Here is a 23,464-nt window from a genome sequence, read left to right as displayed (position 1 = left end):
GTTTAAATGAGTGCATTTAGTAAGAAAGTAAGGTCTCTTCATAGAGACCTTGGATATTTTGTAATAGGTTTAACTTTAATTTATGCAATAACAGGAATAGTTCTTTCAGGAAGAGGACTTGGATGGTTTAAAGTTGAATTTGAAGATTATGCAGTAATACAAAAAAATATTGCTGTTGATAGTTTTAATGATGAGTTTAAAAAAGTGGTTTTTCAAGGTAAAATAAATGAAGTATTTCCTAAATCTTCATATAAAGATGTGAAAAAACACTTAAATTTAAAACCAACAAAACAAGATGATGAGGTAATGTACTTCAAAGCTTGGAAAAGCTTAAAAGTAAAGTATGAACAAAAAAGTGGTAATTTAGAAGTAAAATACAAAGGCTATCCAGTTGCTTTAGAAGTTTTTGTTCATGCACATAAAGCAAAACACGATAGTGCTTGGTTTTATCTAGCAATTATTTATAGTGTGATTTTATCTTTTTTAGCAATATCATCATTTTGGATGGTCAAAGGTAAAAATGGCTTCAAAAAAAGAGGTGTTTACTTCATGCTAGCAGGTTTTGCTGTAGTAGCACTCTTTTTATATATCTAACAAAATTTTAAAATTAGGCAATAAGTTTTGCGATTTCTTATTGGCTAGTTTTGAAGTTCTTGAAAATATTTAACTAATTTAATTATTTTAATAAAATTTAAAACTATAATTCATTATTATTTCATAACGAAAAAACAAGGGAAATATAATGAAAGAAAGAATCTACCAAATGACAATAGGGATATTATCCATATCCTTGATGTTTGCTTTTTACAAGCTATATAGTAAGGATGATAATATTATCCACTTATCTGAACAGCAAGAAAACTTACAATTCAAAGATGCTCAAGATATCAAAAATACAAAGAAAGAGTATACTTTTTCTATTGACACTTATAAAGTAAAACAAAAAGAAATAAACTCTTTTTCTTCATATAAATTATCTAAGAAAAAAGATGAATTAGATAATAGTATTAGTAAATCATTGGCTATGATAGACGAATATAACCAAGAAAACCCATATTCTTCAATAGATACCAACTTACTACAAAGTAGTTTAGAACCTCAATTTAATAATATAGTAAACAATACAAATGATTTAACTAATTTTGATGAGTTTTCAAAAAAATATGAAAGTTTTGATAATAAATATAACTACCAAGATAGTGATAATAATGAGAATCTTTCTATTTCAAGTTCATATAGTAATCCTTCTTTAGTTTCTACAACAAAACCTACAGATACAAATAATAATACTGAAATTGAAACAATACCAACAGAAAATAAAGTAGTAAATATTCAAAATGATTTAAAACTATATACAAAAGAGATTAATGAGATTAAAACATTGATGTCAAAAATAAAAGAAAATTTATAATAAGGTAAAATGTGAAACAGTTTAAAAATATTTTTATATTACTATGTTTTATAAATATTAATTTATTTGCATTAGTAGGAACAACAAAAGGAAGTATGGATATAAATCAAGGAAGTATGACTTATGATATTAAAGTGTTACTTCCAAAGGGTGTAGCAGGATTGAAACCTGAACTTGGAATAAATTATAATTCATCAAATAGTGCAAATTCTATTTTAGGTGTTGGATTTAATTTAAGTGGTCAATCAATGATTAGTAAATGTAATGAGATATTATTTTCAGAGAAAAAAGATGCTTCAAGAAATTATAACTATTGTCTTGATGGGCAAAAGCTTTTGCTTGTAGATACAAATAATACTTATGGTTCATACGGAACGGAATATCGAACAGAAATAAATAGTCAAAATAAAGTTTTAAAAACTTCTAATGGTTGGAGTGTTTATTCGAAAGATGGTTTAATAAAAGAGTATAAAAATACTTCAATAAATACAGATATAGAAGCTATTTTTAAATTATCAAGTATTTCAGATAGATACAATAATAAAATCAATTATGTTTATTCAGAAAATAAAGAAAATTTATTGAAAGAAATAAATTATGCAAATAATAAAGTTAGCTTTATCTATGAAGATAGAATAGATACTAAAGTAGGGTTTATAAAAGGACAAGAGTTTCAAGTAAATAAAAGACTAAAAGAAATAAAGGTTTTTTCTTCAAGTATAGAAACATCTTCTTATAAATTAGATTATGAATTTTTTGATAATAAATCTCGTATTACTCAAATAACAGAGTGTGCAAATGGAATTTGTTTACAACCTGTGGTTTTTGAGTGGGAAAAGAATATAGAAACTAGCTTTACAGATTTTCAGAATTGGGGACAAAATACTGGAAAAAGTGAACAATATAGATATAAATGGGGTGAGAATAGTAGTTTCATAGATATAAATGGAGATGGCTTACTTGATAGATTTCATGCTTATAATTATAAAACACGTAAATATGGTTATTGGGTTCAATTAAACACAGGAAAAGGATTTACAGATTTTCAGAATTGGGGACAAAATACAGGAAAAAATGAACAATATAGATATAAATGGGGTGAGAATAGTAGTTTCATAGATATAAATGGAGATGGTTTACCTGATAGAGTTCATGCTTATAATTATAAAACACGTAAATATGGTTATTGGGTTCAATTAAACACAGGAAAAGGATTTACAGATTTTCAGAATTGGGGACAAAATACAGGAAAAAATGAGCAATATAGATATAAATGGGGTGAGAATAGTAGTTTCATAGATATAAATGGAGATGGTTTACCTGATAGAGTTCACGCTTATAATTATAAAACAAAAGAAACAGGTTATTGGGTTCAATTAAACACTGGAAAAGGATTTACAGATTTTCAAAATTGGGGACAAAATACAGGAAAAAATGAACAATATAGATATAAATGGGGTGAGAATAGTAGTTTCATAGATATAAATGGAGATGGTTTACCTGATAGAGTTCACGCTTATAATTATAAAACAAAAGAACCTGCTTATTGGGTTCAATTAAACACTGGAAAAGGATTTACAGATTTTCAAAATTGGGGACAAAATACAGGAAAAAATGAACAATATAGATATAAATGGGGTGAGAATAGTAGTTTCATAGATATAAATGGAGATGGTTTACCTGATAGAGTTCACGCTTATAATTATAAAACAAAAGAACCTGCTTATTGGGTTCAATTAAACACTGGAAAAGGATTTACAGATTTTCAAAATTGGGGACAAAATACAGGAAAAAATGAACAATATAGATATAAATGGGGTGAGAATAGTAGTTTCATAGATATAAATGGAGATGGTTTACCTGATAGAGTTCACGCTTATAATTATAAAACAAAAGAAACAGGTTATTGGGTTCAATTAAACACTGGAAAAGGATTTACAGATTTTCAAAATTGGGGACAAAATACAGGAAAAAATGAACAATATAGATATAAATGGGGTGAGAATAGTAGTTTCATAGATATAAATGGAGATGGTTTACCTGATAGAGTTCACGCTTATAATTATAAAACAAAAGAACCTGCTTATTGGGTTCAACTTAATAAAACTAAACACTCAAAAATCATATCAATCACAAATAATATTGACCAAGAAATAAAAGTAGAATACTCTACTTTAAGAGATAGTGAAATATATACTTCAAGTAATGGGAGTGCTTATCCTAACTTAGATATAAAAGCATCTGCTATGTATGTAATAAAATCTTTTGATGTAAAAGATGCATCAGGTGAATACAATAAAACAAGCTTTAAATATCATGGTTTTAAAATCAATAGAGAAAGAGGTTCCTTAGGTTTTAAAAGTGTTGAGACTATAAATCATCTGACAAATACAAAGGTTATTACAGATTATATTCAGACATACCCGTTTATAGGTTTATCAAATAAGATAACAACTTATATAAATAATAAAAAAATATCAGAAAAGTTTACTGATTCTTTAAATCATAAGTCTTATTATTCAAATAACAAAATTATAAATTTAGAATTAGGAAGAACATATACAAAAAATTATAGTTTAAATGGACATTTATTAGTAACAAAATATACAAAAAATAAAAACTATGATAAGTTTGGAAATATAGGAGAAATCACTACTATAACATCAGGTAATGGAAAAACTTTTACAAAAACAATAAACAATATTTATGATAATGATGAATCAAGTTGGATTTTATCAAGACTAAAAGAATCCTCTGTTTCTCATGAAGGTACAGGGCAAAAAACTGTTTTAAGAAAGTCAAGTTTTGAGTATGATTTAACTACAGGTACTCTAATCACAGAAATAATAGAACCAAATAGTTCTCAAGCTTTAAAAAAGTCGTACATTTACGATGATTTTGGAAATAAAATATCAGAAACTATATCTTCACCAGATATTAAAGCAAGAACAACAAAATATGCTTATGATGTATATGGAAAAAACATAATAAGAATTGAAAATGCTTTAGGTCATAAAGAAACAAGAGAATATGATGAACAAAATCAATTAGTAAAAGTTACAGGACCAAATGGATTAAGTACTCAATATTTTTATGATGAACTTGGTCGAAAGATAAAAGAACAAAGAGCAGATGGTACAACAACAATTTGGGTTCATTTATGGGATAACTCTTTTGGAAACAGTTTATATAAAGTTATTGAAAAATCTACTGGTAGTCCAGCAATTATAGTATATTATGATAGTGCAGCAAGAAAAGTAAGGACTACTAAAATAGGTTTTGATGGTGCAAATATACATGAAGATTTTTATTATAATAAAATTGGAAAAGTATCTAAAAGTTCACTTCCTTATTTTGATACTCAAAGCCCAATCTTTATATATAATGAATATGATGAATTAGGTAGATTAGTAAGTATAGATAAACCCTCAGGAGATAGTGGCAGAATCATTCACAAAATAGAATACGATGGTTTAAGCGTTATTGAAAGAAAACCTAATAATCAAACAAAAGTCACTTTAAGTAATGCTCAAAATAAAAAAATAAAAGTAACAGAGGGAAGTTCTTCTATAACTTATAAATATGATGCTATTGGAAATTTAGTAAGTACTATCGATTCTAAGGGAAATAAGATTACTATGAGTTATGACTTATATGGAAATAAGTCCTCTATGAATGACCCAGATATGGGGTTTTGGCAATACAAATATAATGCACTAGGGCAGTTAACAGCTCAAATTGATGCTAAAAAACAAACAACTTCAATGCAATATGATTTATTGGGTCGAATGATAAAAAGAACTGAACCAGAGGGAACAACAACTTGGAAATATGATGTTAGTCAAAATGGAATAGGAAAACTCTCTTATGTTGTAAATAATTCTTATAAAAAAGAGTTGTATTATGATATGTATTCAAGAATAAGTTCAAAAAAAGAGTTTATAGAAGATAATATATTTCAAACTTCATATACTTATACTAGTGATGGAAAACTTGAAAAAACTATTTCTCCTGATGGCTTTATATCAATAAATGAATATAACAAGCAAGGATACTTAATAGGTGTAAAATCTCCTAAGAAAGTACCTGAATTTGAATCAATTTATCAAGTTGAAACTTTAATACAAGAACAATTTGATAATTTTAAAAGATATAGTAAAGAAGCTGTAGATTTTGCAGTTGAAGCAAAAGAAAAACAAATCGTTTCAAATTTATTTTTTAATCTTTCAAAGCAAGCAAAAGATTCAACTATAAAAAAACAGTTTCTGGAAACATCTTCTTTATCAGCAGAAGCAGGAGTGATTCTAAAAGAAAATTCAAATAAAGCACAAGAATTAGCTTCAAAGTTTTTTAATAATGCAATGCTTTTAATCAAAAAAGCACAAAGATTTAAAGATCCAGACTTTTATGAGTTTGTTTCATATATATTTAGAGATGAAACAATTTTACATTTAAGTCTTGCCTTAGAAAATATTGATAAGGCAGTAACAAAGCTAAATAAATTAAGTTCAGATAATAACATACAAGGTTTAGACCTTCAAAAAGAAAAAGAAATGATTTCTGCATATATTGAGCAGACAAAAACTATTTTGTTAGCAGCTCAAAGTGCAAGTGAAAGTTTGAAAAACTATAGAGTTAAATATGAAGATATATTAAATAGTCTAAATGGATTAGATTATAAGACTTATTTATCTATGGTTGAAGATGAAAACTATTCATATTTTTATAAAGTTTTAAAAGCCGATGAATTTGGTAGAGTTACAAAAGATATTGTTGGAAATGGTTTAGTAACAAATAGAGAATACAATAAAGCAAATGGACATCTAAACTATATAACAACAGGGTATAACGATAATAATGATATTAGAGATATATCATATAGTTTTGATAATATGGATAATGTAACTGAAATAAGAGATTTAAAACAAAATATTTCTTCTTTTTATGAATATGATAATTTAGATAGGTTAACAAATACAACAATATCAACGTCAAATAAATCAATAAGCCTATCATATAGATATGATTCAATAGGAAATATCACTTATAAATCCGATGTAGGTAGTTATAGCTATAGAAAAGCTCATCAAGTTTCAAAAGCAGGAAGATATTCGTATTCGTATGATTTAAACGGAAATGTAATAAAAAAAGATAGTACAACTATAAAATATTCATCATTTAATAAACCAATTGAAATAAAAAATAGTAACAATACGACAAAGTTTTATTATGCACCAAATAGAAGTAGGTATAAAAAAGAGTCAAATAGCAATATCACTTACTACTCAGGCAAACTCTTTGAAAAAGAGATAATAAACGGAAAAGAAAGATATAAAAACTTTATATATGCAGGAAATTCACTAGTAGCAGTAGATATACAAGAAGATAATGGTTCATCATTTATCCCAACAGTACAATACTTTCATAAAGACGCTTTAGGATCAGTAGATACCATAACAAATGAAAGTGGAAAAGTAATACAAAGAGTAAGCTATAAACCTTTTGGTAATAGAATTATAGGTTCATGGCAAAATGAAGTTTCAGAAAATAATGCCTTAACAAAAAGAGGGTTTACAGGACATGAACATATAAAAGAGTTCAATCTAATTCACATGAACGGAAGAGTATATGACCCCACACTTGGAAGATTTTTAAGTGCAGATCCACATATACAAAGTCCTTATGATACTCAAAGTTATAATAGATATACTTATGTAAAAAATAATCCATTAAAGTATACAGATCCAAGTGGTTTTTTCTTTAAGAAGATTTTTAAGAAGATTTCTCGTGCAATAAAACGTATTGATCTTGGAAAGTCATTTAGGTATGGACTAATGCTTGGTTCTAAACCTGTACAAAAGTTTTTTGTTAAATACAAATGGGCACAACTTGTAGGAAGTGTTATTGCTGGAGCTTTTGCTGGTCCTGATGGTTCAGCTTTTTGGGCTATGTATCTTACTGATATTCAAGGTGGAAGTTATGGAGATATAGTAAAAAGCGGTACTATTGCTTATGCAAGTGCCTACGTAGCTAATCAAATAGGTGGAAGATATGGACATGATACTTCATATCTCAATGGATCAGCAATAGAAGCTACAAAAAAGAGTATAGCACATGGTCTAAGTAGAGCACTTTTTGCAAAGATTCAAAATCAAGATACAACTGCACAATTTTGGAGTGGCTTTGTAGCAAGTGGATTTGCAACTCCAAAATCTCTTGGATTTTATAAAGGAACAGCAATAACGATGGTGGTTAGTGGAACTACTAGTCAAGTATCAGGTGGGAAATTTGCTAATGGTGCTGTAACTGGTGCTTTTATTCATATGTATAATAAGTATGGTAGGGAAATATATAGTTATATGAGTTCATCATATAAAATTGCTTATGCTGATAGTGGGATTGAGTATCAAAGAAATCATTATGGTACATTTGAAGAAAATAGAGCAGTATATGGAAATGCTTTATTGACTTACTATGGGACAATATCCTCAATTGCAGGAGTTAGTGCAACAGGTAGAACAGCCTGGTTTCTTTGGAGTGTTGGAACAAGTACAGATATTTGCAGTGTTTATAATTCAGGTGATTTGTCTCAGGCAGTAGGTAGTGCAGCAGGAATCCCTAAAAATGGTAAATCCGGAGCATTCATTGGTGCATCTTCAACTATTTATAATAATTTTATAAAGGAATAATATTGAATAAAGATGATATATTCATGATAGTTACATTTTTATTGTGCCTTTCCATATTTAGTTTTATTTTATTTGAGAAAATAGATTATTTTTATATATTTATTTTATCTCTTGCCACAGAAAGCTTTTTAAAATCTATATATGATATAAAAAATGAAACAGGCAATAAGTCAATGTATATATATAGTAGAAAAACTAATCAAAAGTTAAGATACTTAGCTTTTTTTGTTAGTGGGTGGATTTTACTTTTAATTTTAAATGTAATTTATAGAAAAATAGTTATGCCAGAGGCTGAATTTTCAATTTTTTTAATTTTAAATGCAATTACATAATGACAAAATTAACTAGGCAATAAGTTTAGTAAACTCTAATTGCCTAGCTAATTTTAATATTATTTATTTATTTTTTTTATTTCAATAAAACATAAAATTAATAAAACAAAAAAGAAAATTGGATCTGACCAACCAAAACCTGAAAAGTATCCTTTTAAACATGCATAAAAAGTTATGATAAAACCTAAAAGATTTGTCACTAATAAACCTTTCAATAATTGTGTATAAACCTCAATATTACTTTGCATATTTCTAAAGAATAAACCTATAAAACCTATCCCTCCAAGAAAAATACTGTTATGTTGTGACAAGAACATTGCATATTCGTCATTTATTTGCATACCATATAGTGGCCATAATTGATTTGGAATAAAAAATAAAACAACTGCAAATATTAGATATATTGAGCTGTGTATAGTTAGGAAATTTTTCATGATTGTCCTTTTTTATGAAATTATAACAATAAATGTCAATTTTGTCAATTAAGTTGACAAAAAAGATTTTTTGATGTATGCTTTTATAAATAAATCAAAGGAACAATATGAATTTAGAAAATAAAATAGTTTTAATTAGTGGGCAAATGGAGGACTTGGTAAAACATTAGTTGAAAAAATGTTAACTCAAAATGTAAAAAAGATTTACTGTACAGTAAGGAGTATCTCAAAAGCTAGAAATATCCAAAACTTATCTTCAAAAGTTCAGTTAGTAAAAGTAGATATAACAAATAAAGAAGATCTAAAAAATTTAACTTTAAATATTGATAATATAGATTTTTTAATAAATAATGCAGGAGTAAATAGTCAAAAAAGAATACTTGAAGCTTCAACTCTTGATTTTGATGTAAATGTTATTGGTACGTTAAATTTAACAAAATCATTAATTATAAAACTAAATAAAGGAGCGAAAATTGTAAATATTACATCAGTATTGGCTTTATGCAACTTTCCAGTTATGGGCTTATATTCTGCTTCAAAAAGTGCTTTACATTCTCTTACACAAGCACTTAGAGCTGAAATGAAATCTAAAGACATCAGTGTATTAGAAGTTTTACCAGGTCCTATTGATACAAATATGACAAAAGAAAGTGATATTCCTAAATCTTCAACTGTTGAAGTAGTAGAAGAAATTTTTGATGCAATAAAGTTGAATAAAAAAGAAGTTTATCCTGATGAGTTTTCAAAGTCATTAAAAGAGAATTTAGAAAAAAATAAAGATATTATTGAATTGGAGTTTGATGAATCACTAGCTTAATATACAAGTATATGTTAAGTTTTATGGCTTAAAGAAAAATTAAACTTATCTTAGATAAAATCACGGTTCTAATTTTAATTAGAAATGTCACATGTGTCAAATTCCTGTTATGGGTTGTGCAATTTTGCATTAAGGGACACAGAGGCAAAACCCAATTTTAAATATATCCAAGGAGATACTATGGTTACAATGAAAGACCTATTAGAGTGTGGTGTACACTTCGGACACCAAACAAGAAGATGGAATCCAAAAATGAAAAAATTCATTTTCGGTGTAAGAAAGAACATTTATATTATTGATTTACAAAAAACATTAAGATATTTCAGATATACATATAATGTAGTAAGAGACAGAGCTGCTGAAGGTCAAACAATGGTATTTGTTGGTACTAAAAAGCAAGCAAGTGAAGCTATTAAAAGAGCTGCTGAATCTTGTGATATGCCTTACGTTAACCACAGATGGTTAGGTGGTATGTTAACAAACTACGGAACAATCAAAAAATCTATTAGAAAATTAGAAATCATCAAAAAGATGAGAGAAGAAGGTCAATTAGACTTATTAACTAAAAAAGAAGCATTAATGCTTTCTAGAAAAGAGCAAAAGTTAGAGCTTTACCTAGGTGGTATTAAAGAAATGAACAAATTACCAGATATGATGTTCATTATTGATGCAGTAAAAGAAAGAATTGCAATCAAAGAAGCTAGAAGATTAGGAATTACTGTTATTGCTCCTTTAGATACTAACTGTGACCCTGATTTAGTTGATTTACCAATTCCAGGTAACGATGATGCAATCAGATCTATTCAACTATTTTGTAATGAAATGGCTGCAGCAATTAACGAAGGTAAAGCTGCATTAGCTGAAGAAGGTCAAGAAGAGGAAGTTGTTTCTGCAGAAGAAGCACAAGAAGTAGTAGCTGAAGCTGTTGCAGAAGGTGAAGCTGAAGCAAACGAATCAAAAACTGAGGAAGCGTAATTATGGCTGGTGCAACTCCAAAATTAATTAAAGAATTAAGAGAAAAATCTGGTGCAGGAATGCTTGATTGTAAAAAAGCATTAAATGAGTGTGATGGTAATATCGAAGAAGCACAAACTTGGTTAAGAGAGCAAGGTCTTGCAAAAGCTGCTAAAAAATCAGGTAATGTTGCTGCTGAAGGTTTAGTAACTATTATTGTTAATGATGACAAAACTAAAGCTACAATGACTGAGGTTAATTCACAAACTGACTTCGTTGCTAAAAATGAGCAGTTTATTGCATTAACTAATCAAATTACAACTCATGCACAAGAAAATAACTTAAATGATGCAGAAGCTTTAGCTGCTTCTAATATTGAAGGTCAAGATTTTACAACTTTCTTAAATGAAAAAATTGCAGTTATTGGTGAAAACTTAGTTGCAAGAAAAGTTGTAAATGTTGAAGGTCCTGTAGTAAATGGTTATGTTCACTTAGGAAAAGTAGGAGTTGTTTTAGCTGCTAAATGTGATGACGCTGCTAAAGAAAAGACTGCTGAATTATTAAAAAGAGTTGCAATGCACGCAGCTTCTATGAAGCCAACTGTTATTTCTTATTCAGATTTATCAGCTGAATTCATTGAATCTGAAAACAAAGCAATTATTGCTGATATTGAAAAAGAGAATGAAGAGTTAGTAAGACTTGGAAAACCTCTTAAAAATATCCCTCAGTTTGTTTCTAAACAACAATTAACTGATGAAGCTATTGAAGCTGCAAAAAATGAAATGAAAGAAGAGTTAATCGCTCAAGGTAAACCTGAAAAAATTATTGACAACATTGTTGCTGGTAAAATTAACAGATGGATTGAAGATAACTCTCAATTAGATAAAACTCATGCATTATTATCTCAAACTTATGTTATGGATGATTCAATGACTGTTGAAGAAGCTATTAAAGCTGTTGACGCATCAATTGAAATCGTTGAGTATGTAAGATTTGAACTTGGTGAAGGTATCGAGAAAAAAGAAGAAGATTTTGCTGCAGAAGTTGCTGCACAAATGGGTAACTAATAATTATTTATAATTATAACTACTTAAAAGGATTATGTAATGGGTGTACAAAATAAAAAAGAGGCACTCATTACTTCTCCTCTTTTAAAAGCTGAAAATTTATTTCATAAATTTGATTATGAACTTTTTGAAAATATAAATCTGTCATTATACAAAAAACAATCTATTGCTATTATTGGTACAAGTGGAAGTGGAAAATCTACACTTTTAAATATTTTATCTTCATTACTAAAACCTTTTAAAGGTGAAGTGTTTTTTGAAAATAAAAGCCTATATAATATAAAGCAAAAAAATCTTTTAAAGATAAGAAGAGAAGATTTTGGTATAATATTTCAGGCACATTATCTTTTCAGAGGGTTTACTGCAAATGAAAATTTAGATATTGCTAAACTTTTAAGTACAGAAGAAATAGATAATAAATTACTAAAAGATTTAGGAATACAGCATGTTTTAAATCAAGCTGTAGGAGAGCTAAGTGGTGGACAACAACAAAGATTATCTATTGCTAGAGTTTTGACAAAAAAGCCAAAAATTATATTTGCTGATGAACCAACAGGTAATCTTGATAAAGATACAGCAAATATTGTTATGGATACACTATTTAGTTATATTGAAGAAAAAGAAGCAGGTTTAATTCTTGTTACACATGAAAATGACTTAGCTATGAGATGTGATAAAGTTTATAAACTTGTTGATAAAAAATTGCAGGAGATAAAGTGAAATTATTATTGATATGTGAAACTGCAATAATAGAACAAATATTTTCATTAGTATGTAAAAAATTAAACTTAGATTTAACAATTACAGATGACACTAGTGTAAAAGAAAATTATGATTTAATTGTAATTGATCAAAGTTTTATTGATGATAAGTTTAATATTATTAAGCAATATTCAAAAAGACTTGGAGCTATTTCAAGTGAAGAACTTCCTTTTGATAAATCAAGAGATTTTATAATACCAAGACCTTTTTTACCTACAAAACTTCAAGAAATTATTAAAGAAGAAGTTGAAAATATAAAAGAAGATGAAAAAGCTGCCACAGAAAAGTTTATAAATACTCCTAGACATTCTAATCTTGAAGATGACTATTTTGAAGATGAAGAAGTTACTATTCCTATTACTGAGTATGTTGAGTCTTTAGCTGATGATATTTATTCTGATATTGAAGATGACAATGATGAGAGTATAGTAAGTTTAGCTTCTCTAAAAGAGGGTGGAGTTTTAGATGATAATGAACTTAATAAAATCAATAATATTCTAAAAGAAGAAGAAATCCAAAATGAAGTAGCTATGGATCAGCAAGATTGGAAAGATATTTCTGATATTATTGATGATGCCCTAGAAGAAGTAAAAGAGTATGAATTTAACTTAGATGAAGGTCAAGGTCAATCAGAGCTTTTACCTTATAAATTGGTTTTAAGTGATTACAGTATAAATGAGCTAAAGCCATTTTTAGAAAAGTTTAATCAAGAAGTGATTGATAAGCTTTCAAGTGGCAAAAGCGTTGATATTAGATTAGTGTTAAAGGATAAATAGTTGATAAAAGAAAAACATGGTGCAATTCTTATCTTATCAGGTCCTAGTGGTTGTGGTAAGTCTACTTTATTAAAAGAAGTATATAAAGATATTGAAGATTACTATTTTTCAATATCTACAACTACAAGAGAGCCTAGAGAAGGTGAAGAACATGGTGTCGATTACTTATTTACTTCAAAAGAAGAGTTTGAAAAAGATATAGAAAATGGTGATTTTTTAGAGTACGCAAATGTTCATGGAAACTATTATGGTACATCTTTAAAGCCAGTTAAAGAGGCTTTAAATGAAGGAAAACTTGTAATTTTTGATATTGATGTACAAGGTCATGAATTAGTTAGAAAACAACTAGATGATGTTGTTACTTCTGTTTTTATAACAACTCCAAATTTAACTCAATTAGAAAGTAGATTAAATAACAGAGCTACTGATTCAAAAGATGTTATAGAAAAAAGAATTAAAAATGCAAAACAAGAAGTAGAGTTTTTTCAAGATTATGATTACTTTATAGTAAATGATGATTTAGAAGCTGCTTCAAAGCAATTAGTAAGTATTGCTAATATTGCTAGAATAAAAACAAAACTTTATAATAAAGAAAATATAGTATTAAGTTGGCTTAAATAAGCCTACTTAATACAGTCATAGTTTATTGGTCTTTCAAAGTAGTAACCTTGACAATAATCGATTTTTAATTCTTTTATTTTTTCATAAATTTCTTCTTTAGATACAAATTCAGCTACAGTTTTTACACCAAATTCTTTTGAGAAATTAGCAATTGTTGTAACGATAATTTCTAAATCTTTTGAAGTATTAATATTTTCAATTAATGAACCATCTATTTTTACAAAATCAATATCAAGTAATGTTAAAAGATTGAAGTTTGAGTATCCTGCTCCAAAATCATCAACTCCAACTGAACAGTTGAATTTTCTTACATTTTCAATAAATTTTGTTACTTCATCAAAGTCTGATATCTCTTCTGACTCTAATATTTCAAATTCTAAAAGATGAGAGTACTCTTTATTTTGCTCTAAAATATCATAAATAAATGCAGTAGTTTCTTCATTTGCGATATCATCAAATGAAATATTTACAGAAACTCTTTTGTTTTTATTTTTAATAAGTTTAAATGAATCATCAATAACAATTTTAATAATATTAGGATATAATTTTGTTCTTTTTGCTACATTTATAAAGTTAATAGGAGCAATTTCTTTGTTGTCTTTTGTTACATATCTAATAAGTGCTTCATATTTATAAATCTCTTTTGTATATGTATCTACTATAGGTTGAAAATACGCTTGGAAAAGGTTTTCTCTAAATCCAATTTTTACTTGTTTAACCCATTTTATATTTTCTTCAAATGATTCTTGAATATTAAAAGCTTCATTATAAATCATGATTCTTTGCATTTTACTTCTTGCATAATTTATAACTCTTTGTGAGTATTTAAAAGCTCTTGAACCATCACCTTTTGCGATACCTATTGTTACATTTATATCAATTTCATCTTCATTTATAAATAATGAGTCTTTTTCTATTTTATCTGCAAAACTTTTACACAAATTATAAAATTTATTAACATCTTCATTTTTATCTTTATAAACAATAGCAAATTTATCTGCTTCCATTCTATAGATTTTGAAATGTTCTTCATTGAAGTGTTTTTTTATAGCTTTTGCTAATTCAGAAAGAATTACATCACCATTTTTTTCACCAAATAAATCATTGATAGTTGAGAATTCGTCAATATCAAGTAAAGCCATTAAATCAATTTCTGTTGTTTCTAAATCTTTCTTTAGTCTATTTCTATTTGGTAGATTTGTAAGTTTATCTATATATAAATCTTTTAATTCGTGATAAAGTAGTGATTGTGACATTACTTGTAGTAACTTTGCCACATCAATTGGTTTAAGAACATATTTATCAACACCTATATCAATAGCTTCTAATAAATACTCCTTATTAGAAAAAGCAGTTGCTACTATGATAGGGATATTCATGTTTATTTTTTTAATTTCTTTAACCATTTCAAGGCCATTCATATTTGGCATATTTACATCAGTAATGATTAAATCAATTTCATCTTGATTTTTTTTAAATAGTTCAAGACCTTCTTGTCCATCTTGAGCTAAGTATTGCTTTTTGGTGAAGCCTTTTAAAATTTGATGGGTTACATCTCTTAAATCTTTTTCATCTTCAGCATAAAGTATTGTTATGTTTTTCAATATAGAAATATTATTTACCATTAAGATTTACTCCATAATTATTACGATATAATATCATATTTAGATATAAATAAAGTTAATCATTCACTAAAAAAGACTGTCAAACTAGAAATAAATATCAATTTAAAAAATTATTTATAAAAAATAGGAATATTATAAGTGTCAAAAGTAAAGTGTAATCATTGTCATTTAAGTTTTGATGATGATATTATGATAAAAGAAGGTGAATTAAATTTTTGTTGTAAAGGATGTCAAGGAGTTTATCATCTTTTAAAAGATGATGGCTTAGATTCTTTTTATGATAAACTTGGAAACAAAACTATTACTCCACCTTTAAAACTAGATAATGACGATTTAGAAAAATTTAATACAGCAAGTTTTGAAAGCTCTTATATAAGAACAACTCCTGAGGGTTTTAAGCAAATTGATTTGATTATTGAAGGAATTCATTGTGCTGCTTGTGTATGGTTAAATGAAAAAATACTTTTTGAAACAAAAGGTATTATAGAAGCAAATATTAATTTTACAACTAATAAAGCTGTTATTACTTGGGATAGTGAAGAAATAAAACTATCAGATATAATTCTTCGAATAAGATCCATAGGGTACAATGCTTATGCTTATGATTCTTCAATAGCAGATAAAAAAGCAACTCAAGCCAAAAGAGATTATTTTATAAAGATGATGGTTGCTGTTGTTGGTAGTATGAATATTATGATGCTAGGGGTTGCTAAATATACAGGCTTTTTTACTGGAATGAGTGATGAAGTTAAATGGATGGTTCACTTAGGGGAGTTTTTACTTTCAACTCCTGTTTTATTTTATTCTGGTTGGGTATTTTTTAAAGGTGCATATTATGGTTTAAAAAATAGAGTTTTAAATATGGACTTTTTAGTAGCTTCTGGTGCTACTCTTACTTACATATATTCATTATTTATTTTATTTGGAGCAAAAGGCGAGAGTTATTTTGATTCAGTTGCTATGATTATTACTTTTGTTCTAGTAGGAAAATACTTAGAAGTAATAGGAAAAAAATCAGCAGTAGATACTTTAGATAAAATAAAATCAACTCTTCCCTTAGAAGCTGTAGTAATTAAAGATGGTAAAAGAGAATCTATTTCTTTAAATAGCATAAATATTGGAGATATTGTTGAAATTAAAGCAGGAGATAAAGTTCCTGTTGATGGTATTGTAAAAAAAGGGAGTGGTTCCTTTGATGAATCTTCTCTTACAGGAGAATCTCTTCCTGTATATAAAAAGCAAGGAGATAGTTTATATAGTGGTACTATTAATACAAATTGTGTGATAGAATTTGAAGTTACAAAAGATTTTAAAAACTCAACTTTTTCTTCTATTGTAACTTTATTAGAAGACTCTTTAAATTCAAAACCGAAAATACAATCAAAAGCAAATGAAGTTTCAAAAGGTTTTACAGTTTCTATTTTAACTCTTTCTTTTTTAACTTTTTTAGTTTGGTATTTTTTTGGTGTTGATTTAGGTTTTGATTATGAGGGTACAAACCATTTTGAAAAGTCTTTTATTGTTGCTGTATCTGTTATTGTTATTGCTTGTCCTTGTGCTTTAGCTTTAGCTACGCCAATGGCTAGTTTAATAGGAATTTCACTATTATCAAAAAAAGGTCTTTTATTCAAAGAAGCTAAGTTTATAGAATCACTTGCTTTAACAAATACAGTTGTTTTTGATAAAACTGGAACTTTAACAAAAGGAAAGTTAAAAGTTGTAAAAACTGAAATTAGCTCTGAGAATCAAAAAAAATTAAATTTACTTTACTCTCTAGCTTCTTCGTCAAAACATCCTGTTAGTATTGCTGTTAAGAAGTATTTAGAAGAAAAATATGATTTAACTTATCAAGAACTTTATGATATAAAAAGTATAGATGCAAAAGGTCTTAGTGCAAAATATAAAGATGAAGATTCAAATATCTTTACTTTACTTGGTGGAAATAAACAATTAATTGAAGCTAATAATATTGCTTATGAATATGAATCAAATAAAACTACTTATATTTTTTCAGTAAATGATGAAGTTATAGCAACTTTTGAACTAGAAGATGAAATAAAAGATAATGCAAAAGAGTTGCTTTCATATTTAAAACAAAATAATATTGAAGTTATAATGCTTACAGGAGATAATGAAAATGTAGCAAAAGATGTTTGCCAAAAACTTTCAATTGACAAGTTTTATGCAAAACAAACTCCTATTGATAAGGCAAATTTTATTAAAAAACTTAAAGAAGAAGGTAAAACAGTTGTTATGGTAGGTGATGGTGTAAATGATTCTGTTGCCTTATCAAATGCAGATGTTGCAGTTGCCATGGGTAATTCAGCAGATATTACAATGCAAGTTTCTGATATAGTTTTACTGAATTCTTCACTTATGTCTTTAAGACAATCTTTTGTAATTTCAAAAAGAACATATAAATTTATAAAGCAGAATTTAGCTATATCTTTAGTTTATAATATAATTACAATACCCTTTGCTATGTTTGGATATGTTATACCTTTAGTTGCAGCATTGTCTATGAGTTTAAGCTCATTGCTTGTTGTTGTAAATTCGCTTAGAATAAAAATGAAATAGGATAAATTTATGATAAATGATACTTTATTTATGATGTTAATTGTGGGATTGATTATATCTTTTGGTTTATTATTACTTTTTGTATGGGGTGCAAAAAATGGCCAATTTGATGATTCAAATAAAATGGTTGATGGTTTACTTTTTGATAGTGAAGATGATTTAAATGATGCTATTAATAAAGAAAAAAAAGTAAAAAACGCTAAAGAATCAAAAATAAAGAAAGATGAGAATAAAAACGAGGTTAGTTAAACTAACCTCTTGAAGAATTACTAATTATTTAAATGCAGCAATTTTCTTAGCTAAGTCAGCAATATCAGCATCAGAAAGTCTAGCAACTTGACCTTTCATAACACCCTTCATAGCTCCACCATAAGATCCATCTTTGTAACCTTTTAATGCAGCGATTGTTTTTGCTTCATCCCAACCAGCGATAACTGCAGATTTACCTAAAGCTTTCTTTTCACCATTTGCACCATGACATCCAGCACATGCAGCAAAAGATGCAGCAGATAAAGTAGCAGCAGTTGCTGCAGCGAATAATGTAGTTAATACTAATTTCTTCATTGTTTCTCCTTGAATTTGAATAAACATTTTAGCTATTTTTTCTTTTTGCTTAGCTTAATATTCACAATTAACTTTTTTACATCAATATAAGTGTTACCTATAATTGTGTATCAATTGTGAAGATTTTTTAAATGAATTTTGGAAAGCTAAAGGCAGTTTTTTATATAGTATGTTTTTAAATTACCAAGAGGTTTTTATGGAAAATAATACAGTTTTAAAAATTGATAATTTAAGCTTTTCTTATAAAAAAGACACACCTATTTATGAAAATTTTTCAATGACTTTAAAAAAAGGTGAACTCTTTACAATTTTCGGAAAAAGTGGGAGTGGAAAAACGACACTTTTTGAATTAATTACAGGAACTTTAAAACCTCAAAGTGGAACTATAGAAAAACAAAGTTTAAGTCTTATTTTTCAAGACCCTTATAACTCTTTTCATCCCACTTATAATATAATTGAACAAATAAAAGATGTAATTAATTATGATTTTTCTAAAGATATAAAAAAATATTTGAAAGAACTGAGTTTAAATGAAGATTTTTTGTATAAAAAACCTTATGAGCTAAGTGGTGGGCAATTACAAAGATGTTCTATTTTAAGAGCACTTTTAATGAAGCCTAAACTTCTTTTAGTTGATGAACCAACATCAGCTTTAGATAATATTATCGCTTATGATGTAATGAAACTTTTAATAAAATATTTAGATGAATGTGCAATTTTATTAATTACACATGATATTGATTTAGCTACATGGTGTAGTGATAAAATTATAAGATTGGATTAAAATGGAAAATAATAAAAAAGCCTTAGTTCTACTTAACATGGGTGGAGCTAGAAATAAAAATGAATTAAAACTTTTTTTAACAAATATGTTTAATGATAAAAATATTATTGCAGCCCCAAAACTAATTAGAAAAATGATTGCATTTTTTATCACAACTTCAAGACTTAATAGTGCTTGGAAAAACTATGAAGAAATTGGTGGATTTTCACCTTTAAATCCATTAACTGAAAAGTTAGTAGATAAAGCAAATGAAAATATAAAAGGATATAAAACTTATCAAATTATGAGATATACACCACCTTTTGCAAAAGATGTAGTTGAGCAAATGAAAAAAGATGGAATAGAAGAAGTAACTTTACTTCCTTTATATCCACAGTTTTCCACAACAACTACTAAGTCTTCTTTAGAAGATTTTAAAGCTTATGCAAAAAAATCTTTTAAAATAAGAACAAAAGGAACGTTTTTTAAAAATGAAGCTTTCAATAAATGTATTGTTGAAGAGATAAAACAAAAAGTAAATTCACAAGCAAGTGAATTTAATCTTATATTTTCTGCTCATGGCTTACCTCAAAAGATTGTAGATAAAGGTGATCCTTATGAAAAGCAAATGAATAGACATGTAAAAATATTATCAAAAATGCTTGAAGATCAAGGGCAAAAGTTTAAGTCTATAAATTTAGCTTATCAATCAAAAGTAGGTCCTATGAAATGGCTTGATCCATCACTTGATGATATGCTTGAAAATTTTAAAGATGAAAATGTGATTATTTATCCTATTGCATTTACAGTTGATAATTCTGAAACTGATTTTGAACTTGATATTGAGTATAGAGAAATAGCCGAAGAAATTGGAGTGAAAGAGTTTAGAGTTTGTAAGTGTGTAAATGATAGTGATATGTTTATAGAGGCTATTAAGGATATAATAAAAGTAAAATAGGAAGAAGAATGCAAATAAGTGTAGAACAAGTTTTACTTGAAATTGCTAGAAATACAATTTTAAATGAATTTGATAGTAGTTTTGAAATTAATAAACAAAAATTAGTAGATAAATATCCTATTTTAAAAGAAAAACGAGCTTGTTTTGTCACTTTAAATTTGCATGGAAGATTAAGAGGTTGTATTGGTTCACTTGTTGCACATAGAAGTTTACTTGATGATGTAATCTCAAATGCTTATAATGCTGCTTTTAGTGATTTAAGATTTAATAGATTAACAGCATCGGAGTTTAAAAATATAGATATTGAAATATCTGTTTTAACTCCTGCTGTAAAACTTGAATATGAAAATACACAAGATTTGAAAGAGAAAATAAAAGTAAATGAACATGGTGTTATTTTAGAACTTGAAGGTAAAAGAGCAACATTTTTACCTCAAGTTTGGGAACAGCTTCCTTCTTTTGAACAGTTTTTTACGCAACTTTCAAAGAAAGCAGGATTCTCTCAAAACTGTTTAGAAGACAAACCAAGTATTTACATTTACACAGCAATAAAGATAAAGTAATGAACTTTTATAAAAAGCAAAATGACAGACTAGTTTGTCAGTTATGCTCTTATTATTGTAAGTTAAAACCAAATCAAACTGGTATTTGTGGAGTAAATAAAAACACAGGGGATAAAATAGAGTGTTTAGTTTATGGTTATCCTGCTGCTATGAATATTGATCCAATTGAAAAAAAACCTTTATATCATGTTTTACCTCAATCAAAATCTTTTTCAATTGGTACTGTTGGATGTAATTTTAGATGTTCTTTTTGTCAAAATCATGGAATATCCCAAGAACATAATATAAATAAAACAAATTATTATAGCCCAAAAGATATAGTTAAAATGGCAAAACATTATAAATGTGAAACTATTTCTTATACTTATAATGAACCCACAATTTTTTATCCTTATGCAAAAGATTGTGCAATTGAAGCCAAGAAGCAAGGAATAAAAAATATCTATGTTTCAAATGGTTTTGAAAGTAGGGAAGTAATTGATGATATGAAAGGCATTATTGATGCTGTAAACATTGATTTGAAATCTTTTAATGAAAGCTATTATAAAAAAAGCCTAGGTGGAAGCTTAACACAAGTATTAGAAAATTTAAAGCATTTTAAGAAAAATGGTATATGGGTGGAAGTTACAACTTTAATAGTACCCACAAAAAATGATTCAAAAGAAGAGTTGACAAAAATAGCTAAGTTTATAAAAGAAGAGCTTGATGAGTTTACACCTTGGCATGTTTCGGCTTTTCATCCTGATTATAAAGAGATGGATTTACCAAACACTTCTTTTGAGTCTTTAAAATTAGCAAATGATATAGCAAAAGAAGTTGGACTTAAATATGCTTATATTGGAAATATAGGTTTTGATAATCATACTTATTGCCCAAATTGTAATCAAAGCGTATTAAAAAGAAATAGATTTCAAGTTTTAGAAAATAAACTTAGAAATGGTAGGTGTCCAAATTGTAATTATGAAATACAAGGAGTTTTTTCTAAAATGAAAACAGTTAGAAAGACAGGTTTTTGTGGAAGTTTTTATCCTGAAAAAAAAGAAGAAATTTTAAGATATATTGATGAGTTTAATAAAAACTTTAAAGTAAATGGAAGTTTTGAAACAAATGCTATGATAGTACCTCATGCTGGATATGTTTATAGTGGATTTACTGCAAATATTGCTTATAATATTTGTAAAAATAAAAAGCCAAAAAGAGTAATAGTAATAGGTCCTACACATAATGTTTATTATGAAAAAGCAAGTGTTGCTTTATATGATGAGTATGAAACACCTTTTGGAAATATACAAATTGATAAAGAGTATTCAAAGCAGCTTATTGATAAATATGATGTTTTAGATTTCAATGAAGAATTACATTTAGAACATTCAACAGAAACCCAAGCTCCTTTTATAAAGCACTATTTCCCTGATACTTCAATAGTTGAAATAATCTATGGAAAGATAGATTATGAAAAATTATCCAAAGTGATAGATGAATTTTTAGATGATGAAGATAATCTTATTTTAATTTCAACTGATTTAAGTCATTTCCATAATCAAAAAACAGCAAATAAACTAGATAATATCTGTTTAAATGCAATTGCTAAAAAAGATATGAGTTTATTTGATAAAGGTTGTGAAGCTTGTGGAAAAATTGGAGTAAAAGCTGTGATTAATAGTGCAATTAAAAAGACCTTAGATACAAAAGTTTTACACTATTGTACTTCTTATGATAGAACAAAAGATGCTTCAAGGGTAGTTGGATATACTTCGGCTTTAATAGGAAAAGGAAAATAAATGTTTTTTCTAAAAAAATTTATAGCAGCTTTTTTACTTCCTTTACCAATTGCACTTTTTATGTTTGCTTTAGGAGTTTATTTTTTATTTAAAAACTCATATACTAAAGCAAAAATCATATTGTTTTTTACTATCTCTTGGTTAGCTTTATTATCTTTTCAACCAATAGCAAATGGGATTTTAGAACCTTTAGAAAATACTCATAAAGCACTAATTCAAACACCTGATGTAAAATATGTATTAGTTTTAGGCAATGGGCATATAAGTAATGAAAATTTAAGTATTACTTCTCAAGTAAATATGATTGCTCAAAATAGATTAAATGAGGGAATAAAGCATTTTAATAAACTAAAAAATGCAAAACTTATAGTATCTGGTTATGGTGGCTATGATAAAAATCCACATGCTTTTATGCAACAACTTTTAGCAAATGCCTTAGGAATTAAATCAAAAGATATATTAAGACTTGATACCCCTAAAGATACAAGACAAGAAGCTATAGAAGCTAAAAAAATCATAAAAAATGAAAAGTTTATTTTAGTAACATCAGCTTCCCATATAAAAAGAGCAATGCTGCTTTTTAAAAAGCAAGGATTAAATCCAATTGCTGCACCTACTAATCATTTAGTTCATGTTGAAAAAGGTTTTTCTTCATACTTCTCAAGTAGAAATTTGTATAAAGTTGAGGTGGCTTTTCATGAATATATAGGTTTACTATATTCTAAAATTATGGGATATATTTAAAATTAAAAAAAATTTGATATAATTGC

The 23,464-nt window shown here is 27.2% G+C and carries 19 protein-coding genes and 1 pseudogene; 17 read left to right on the top strand and 3 right to left on the bottom strand.

Annotated elements, in window-relative coordinates; genetic code table 11:
• The first annotated feature begins 6 nt into the window (after positions 1-6).
• The 4 genes from ACH5BK_RS08915 to ACH5BK_RS08900 all read left to right on the top strand — a co-directional run bounded on the left by ACH5BK_RS08915 (position 7) and on the right by ACH5BK_RS08900 (position 8,432).
• Entirely contained in the window at positions 7-594 is a 588-nt protein-coding gene (locus tag ACH5BK_RS08915; RefSeq protein WP_404306546.1) for a hypothetical protein, read from the top strand.
• A 148-nt stretch (positions 595-742) separates the two neighbouring features.
• Positions 743-1,411, top strand: coding sequence for a hypothetical protein (locus tag ACH5BK_RS08910; RefSeq protein WP_404306545.1), 669 nt, complete (start codon positions 743-745; stop codon positions 1,409-1,411).
• A gap of 11 nt (positions 1,412-1,422) precedes the next feature.
• A complete protein-coding gene (locus tag ACH5BK_RS08905; protein ID WP_404306543.1) occupies positions 1,423-8,100 on the top strand; it encodes an RHS repeat-associated core domain-containing protein in 6,678 nt (2,225 codons plus the stop codon).
• Between the two features lie 2 nt (positions 8,101-8,102).
• On the top strand, positions 8,103-8,432 hold the full coding sequence (locus ACH5BK_RS08900) for a hypothetical protein (protein ID WP_404306541.1): 330 nt from the start codon (positions 8,103-8,105) through the stop codon (positions 8,430-8,432).
• Positions 8,433-8,491: 59 nt separating this feature from the next.
• Here ACH5BK_RS08900 and ACH5BK_RS08895 read toward each other — a convergent pair whose 3' ends face one another.
• Positions 8,492-8,866, bottom strand: coding sequence for a hypothetical protein (locus ACH5BK_RS08895; protein WP_404306539.1), 375 nt, complete (start codon positions 8,864-8,866; stop codon positions 8,492-8,494).
• 154 nt (positions 8,867-9,020) lie between these two features.
• Here ACH5BK_RS08895 and ACH5BK_RS08890 point away from each other — a divergent pair.
• From ACH5BK_RS08890 to gmk, 6 genes and pseudogenes are all read left to right on the top strand, one after another.
• Positions 9,021-9,683 (top strand): annotated as a pseudogene (locus ACH5BK_RS08890) (SDR family NAD(P)-dependent oxidoreductase); the annotation flags it as partial.
• Between the two features lie 180 nt (positions 9,684-9,863).
• Positions 9,864-10,658, top strand: coding sequence for a 30S ribosomal protein S2 (gene rpsB, locus ACH5BK_RS08885; protein WP_404306537.1), 795 nt, complete (start codon positions 9,864-9,866; stop codon positions 10,656-10,658).
• Between the two features lie 2 nt (positions 10,659-10,660).
• Complete coding sequence (gene tsf, locus ACH5BK_RS08880; RefSeq protein ID WP_404306535.1) at positions 10,661-11,704, top strand: translation elongation factor Ts; 1,044 nt, start codon at positions 10,661-10,663, stop codon at positions 11,702-11,704.
• Between the two features lie 39 nt (positions 11,705-11,743).
• Entirely contained in the window at positions 11,744-12,424 is a 681-nt protein-coding gene (locus tag ACH5BK_RS08875; protein ID WP_404306533.1) for an ABC transporter ATP-binding protein, read from the top strand.
• Positions 12,421-13,242, top strand: a complete 822-nt coding sequence (locus ACH5BK_RS08870) for a hypothetical protein (protein ID WP_404306531.1) — start codon at positions 12,421-12,423, stop codon at positions 13,240-13,242. Before ACH5BK_RS08875 ends, ACH5BK_RS08870 begins: the two co-directional genes overlap by 4 nt.
• A 3-nt stretch (positions 13,243-13,245) precedes the next feature.
• Entirely contained in the window at positions 13,246-13,863 is a 618-nt protein-coding gene (gene gmk, locus ACH5BK_RS08865) for a guanylate kinase (protein WP_404306579.1), read from the top strand.
• Positions 13,864-13,865: 2 nt separating this feature from the next.
• On the opposite strand, the gene ACH5BK_RS08860 is transcribed toward gmk, so the two are convergent.
• Entirely contained in the window at positions 13,866-15,488 is a 1,623-nt protein-coding gene (locus tag ACH5BK_RS08860) for an EAL domain-containing protein (protein WP_404306529.1), read from the bottom strand.
• 138 nt (positions 15,489-15,626) lie between these two features.
• Here ACH5BK_RS08860 and ACH5BK_RS08855 point away from each other — a divergent pair, with 138 nt between their 5' ends.
• On the top strand, positions 15,627-18,065 hold the full coding sequence (locus tag ACH5BK_RS08855) for a heavy metal translocating P-type ATPase (RefSeq protein WP_404306527.1): 2,439 nt from the start codon (positions 15,627-15,629) through the stop codon (positions 18,063-18,065).
• Positions 18,066-18,074: 9 nt separating this feature from the next.
• Positions 18,075-18,314 carry a cbb3-type cytochrome oxidase assembly protein CcoS gene (gene ccoS / locus ACH5BK_RS08850; RefSeq protein WP_404306525.1) on the top strand — a complete coding sequence of 80 codons (240 nt, stop codon included), beginning with the start codon at positions 18,075-18,077 and terminating at the stop codon, positions 18,312-18,314.
• Between the two features lie 24 nt (positions 18,315-18,338).
• Here ccoS and ACH5BK_RS08845 read toward each other — a convergent pair whose 3' ends face one another.
• Entirely contained in the window at positions 18,339-18,629 is a 291-nt protein-coding gene (locus ACH5BK_RS08845; RefSeq protein ID WP_404306523.1) for a c-type cytochrome, read from the bottom strand.
• A 196-nt stretch (positions 18,630-18,825) separates the two neighbouring features.
• Between ACH5BK_RS08845 and ACH5BK_RS08840 the strand changes: the two genes are divergently transcribed.
• The 5 genes from ACH5BK_RS08840 to ACH5BK_RS08820 are packed head-to-tail and all read left to right on the top strand — an operon-like array spanning position 18,826 to position 23,438.
• The gene (locus tag ACH5BK_RS08840) at positions 18,826-19,413 is read left to right on the top strand and encodes an ATP-binding cassette domain-containing protein (RefSeq protein ID WP_404306521.1); all 588 of its coding nucleotides are present in this window, start codon (positions 18,826-18,828) and stop codon (positions 19,411-19,413) included.
• Position 19,414: 1 nt separating this feature from the next.
• The gene (gene hemH / locus ACH5BK_RS08835; RefSeq protein WP_404306519.1) at positions 19,415-20,350 is read left to right on the top strand and encodes a ferrochelatase; all 936 of its coding nucleotides are present in this window, start codon (positions 19,415-19,417) and stop codon (positions 20,348-20,350) included.
• A gap of 8 nt (positions 20,351-20,358) precedes the next feature.
• The gene (gene amrA / locus ACH5BK_RS08830) at positions 20,359-20,913 is read left to right on the top strand and encodes an AmmeMemoRadiSam system protein A (protein WP_404306517.1); all 555 of its coding nucleotides are present in this window, start codon (positions 20,359-20,361) and stop codon (positions 20,911-20,913) included.
• The gene (gene amrS / locus ACH5BK_RS08825; RefSeq protein WP_404306515.1) at positions 20,913-22,694 is read left to right on the top strand and encodes an AmmeMemoRadiSam system radical SAM enzyme; all 1,782 of its coding nucleotides are present in this window, start codon (positions 20,913-20,915) and stop codon (positions 22,692-22,694) included. Before amrA ends, amrS begins: the two co-directional genes overlap by 1 nt.
• The gene (locus ACH5BK_RS08820) at positions 22,695-23,438 is read left to right on the top strand and encodes an ElyC/SanA/YdcF family protein (protein WP_404306513.1); all 744 of its coding nucleotides are present in this window, start codon (positions 22,695-22,697) and stop codon (positions 23,436-23,438) included.
• Positions 23,439-23,464 lie beyond the last annotated feature (26 nt).

Origin of the sequence: Arcobacter sp. YIC-80, assembly GCF_044841725.1 — a bacterium.
Taxonomy (GTDB): Bacteria; Campylobacterota; Campylobacteria; order Campylobacterales; family Arcobacteraceae; genus Arcobacter_B.
The sequence above is the reverse complement of the archived record's forward strand: the minus strand, read 5'-3'. Positions and strand labels throughout refer to the sequence as shown.

Excerpts from the sequence above, each read along its gene's own strand:
- ACH5BK_RS08915 (WP_404306546.1), top strand. The coding sequence starts at position 7 with ATGAGTGCATTTAGTAAGAAAGTAAGGTCTCTTCATAGAGACCTTGGA.
- ACH5BK_RS08910 (WP_404306545.1), top strand. The coding sequence starts at position 743 with ATGAAAGAAAGAATCTACCAAATGACAATAGGGATATTATCCATATCC.
- ACH5BK_RS08895 (WP_404306539.1), bottom strand. The coding sequence starts at position 8,866 with ATGAAAAATTTCCTAACTATACACAGCTCAATATATCTAATATTTGCA.
- rpsB (WP_404306537.1), top strand. The coding sequence starts at position 9,864 with ATGGTTACAATGAAAGACCTATTAGAGTGTGGTGTACACTTCGGACAC.
- tsf (WP_404306535.1), top strand. The coding sequence starts at position 10,661 with ATGGCTGGTGCAACTCCAAAATTAATTAAAGAATTAAGAGAAAAATCT.
- ACH5BK_RS08875 (WP_404306533.1), top strand. The coding sequence starts at position 11,744 with ATGGGTGTACAAAATAAAAAAGAGGCACTCATTACTTCTCCTCTTTTA.
- ACH5BK_RS08860 (WP_404306529.1), bottom strand. The coding sequence starts at position 15,488 with ATGGTAAATAATATTTCTATATTGAAAAACATAACAATACTTTATGCT.
- ccoS (WP_404306525.1), top strand. The coding sequence starts at position 18,075 with ATGATAAATGATACTTTATTTATGATGTTAATTGTGGGATTGATTATA.
- ACH5BK_RS08845 (WP_404306523.1), bottom strand. The coding sequence starts at position 18,629 with ATGAAGAAATTAGTATTAACTACATTATTCGCTGCAGCAACTGCTGCT.
- ACH5BK_RS08840 (WP_404306521.1), top strand. The coding sequence starts at position 18,826 with ATGGAAAATAATACAGTTTTAAAAATTGATAATTTAAGCTTTTCTTAT.
- hemH (WP_404306519.1), top strand. The coding sequence starts at position 19,415 with ATGGAAAATAATAAAAAAGCCTTAGTTCTACTTAACATGGGTGGAGCT.
- amrA (WP_404306517.1), top strand. The coding sequence starts at position 20,359 with ATGCAAATAAGTGTAGAACAAGTTTTACTTGAAATTGCTAGAAATACA.
- amrS (WP_404306515.1), top strand. The coding sequence starts at position 20,913 with ATGAACTTTTATAAAAAGCAAAATGACAGACTAGTTTGTCAGTTATGC.
- ACH5BK_RS08820 (WP_404306513.1), top strand. The coding sequence starts at position 22,695 with ATGTTTTTTCTAAAAAAATTTATAGCAGCTTTTTTACTTCCTTTACCA.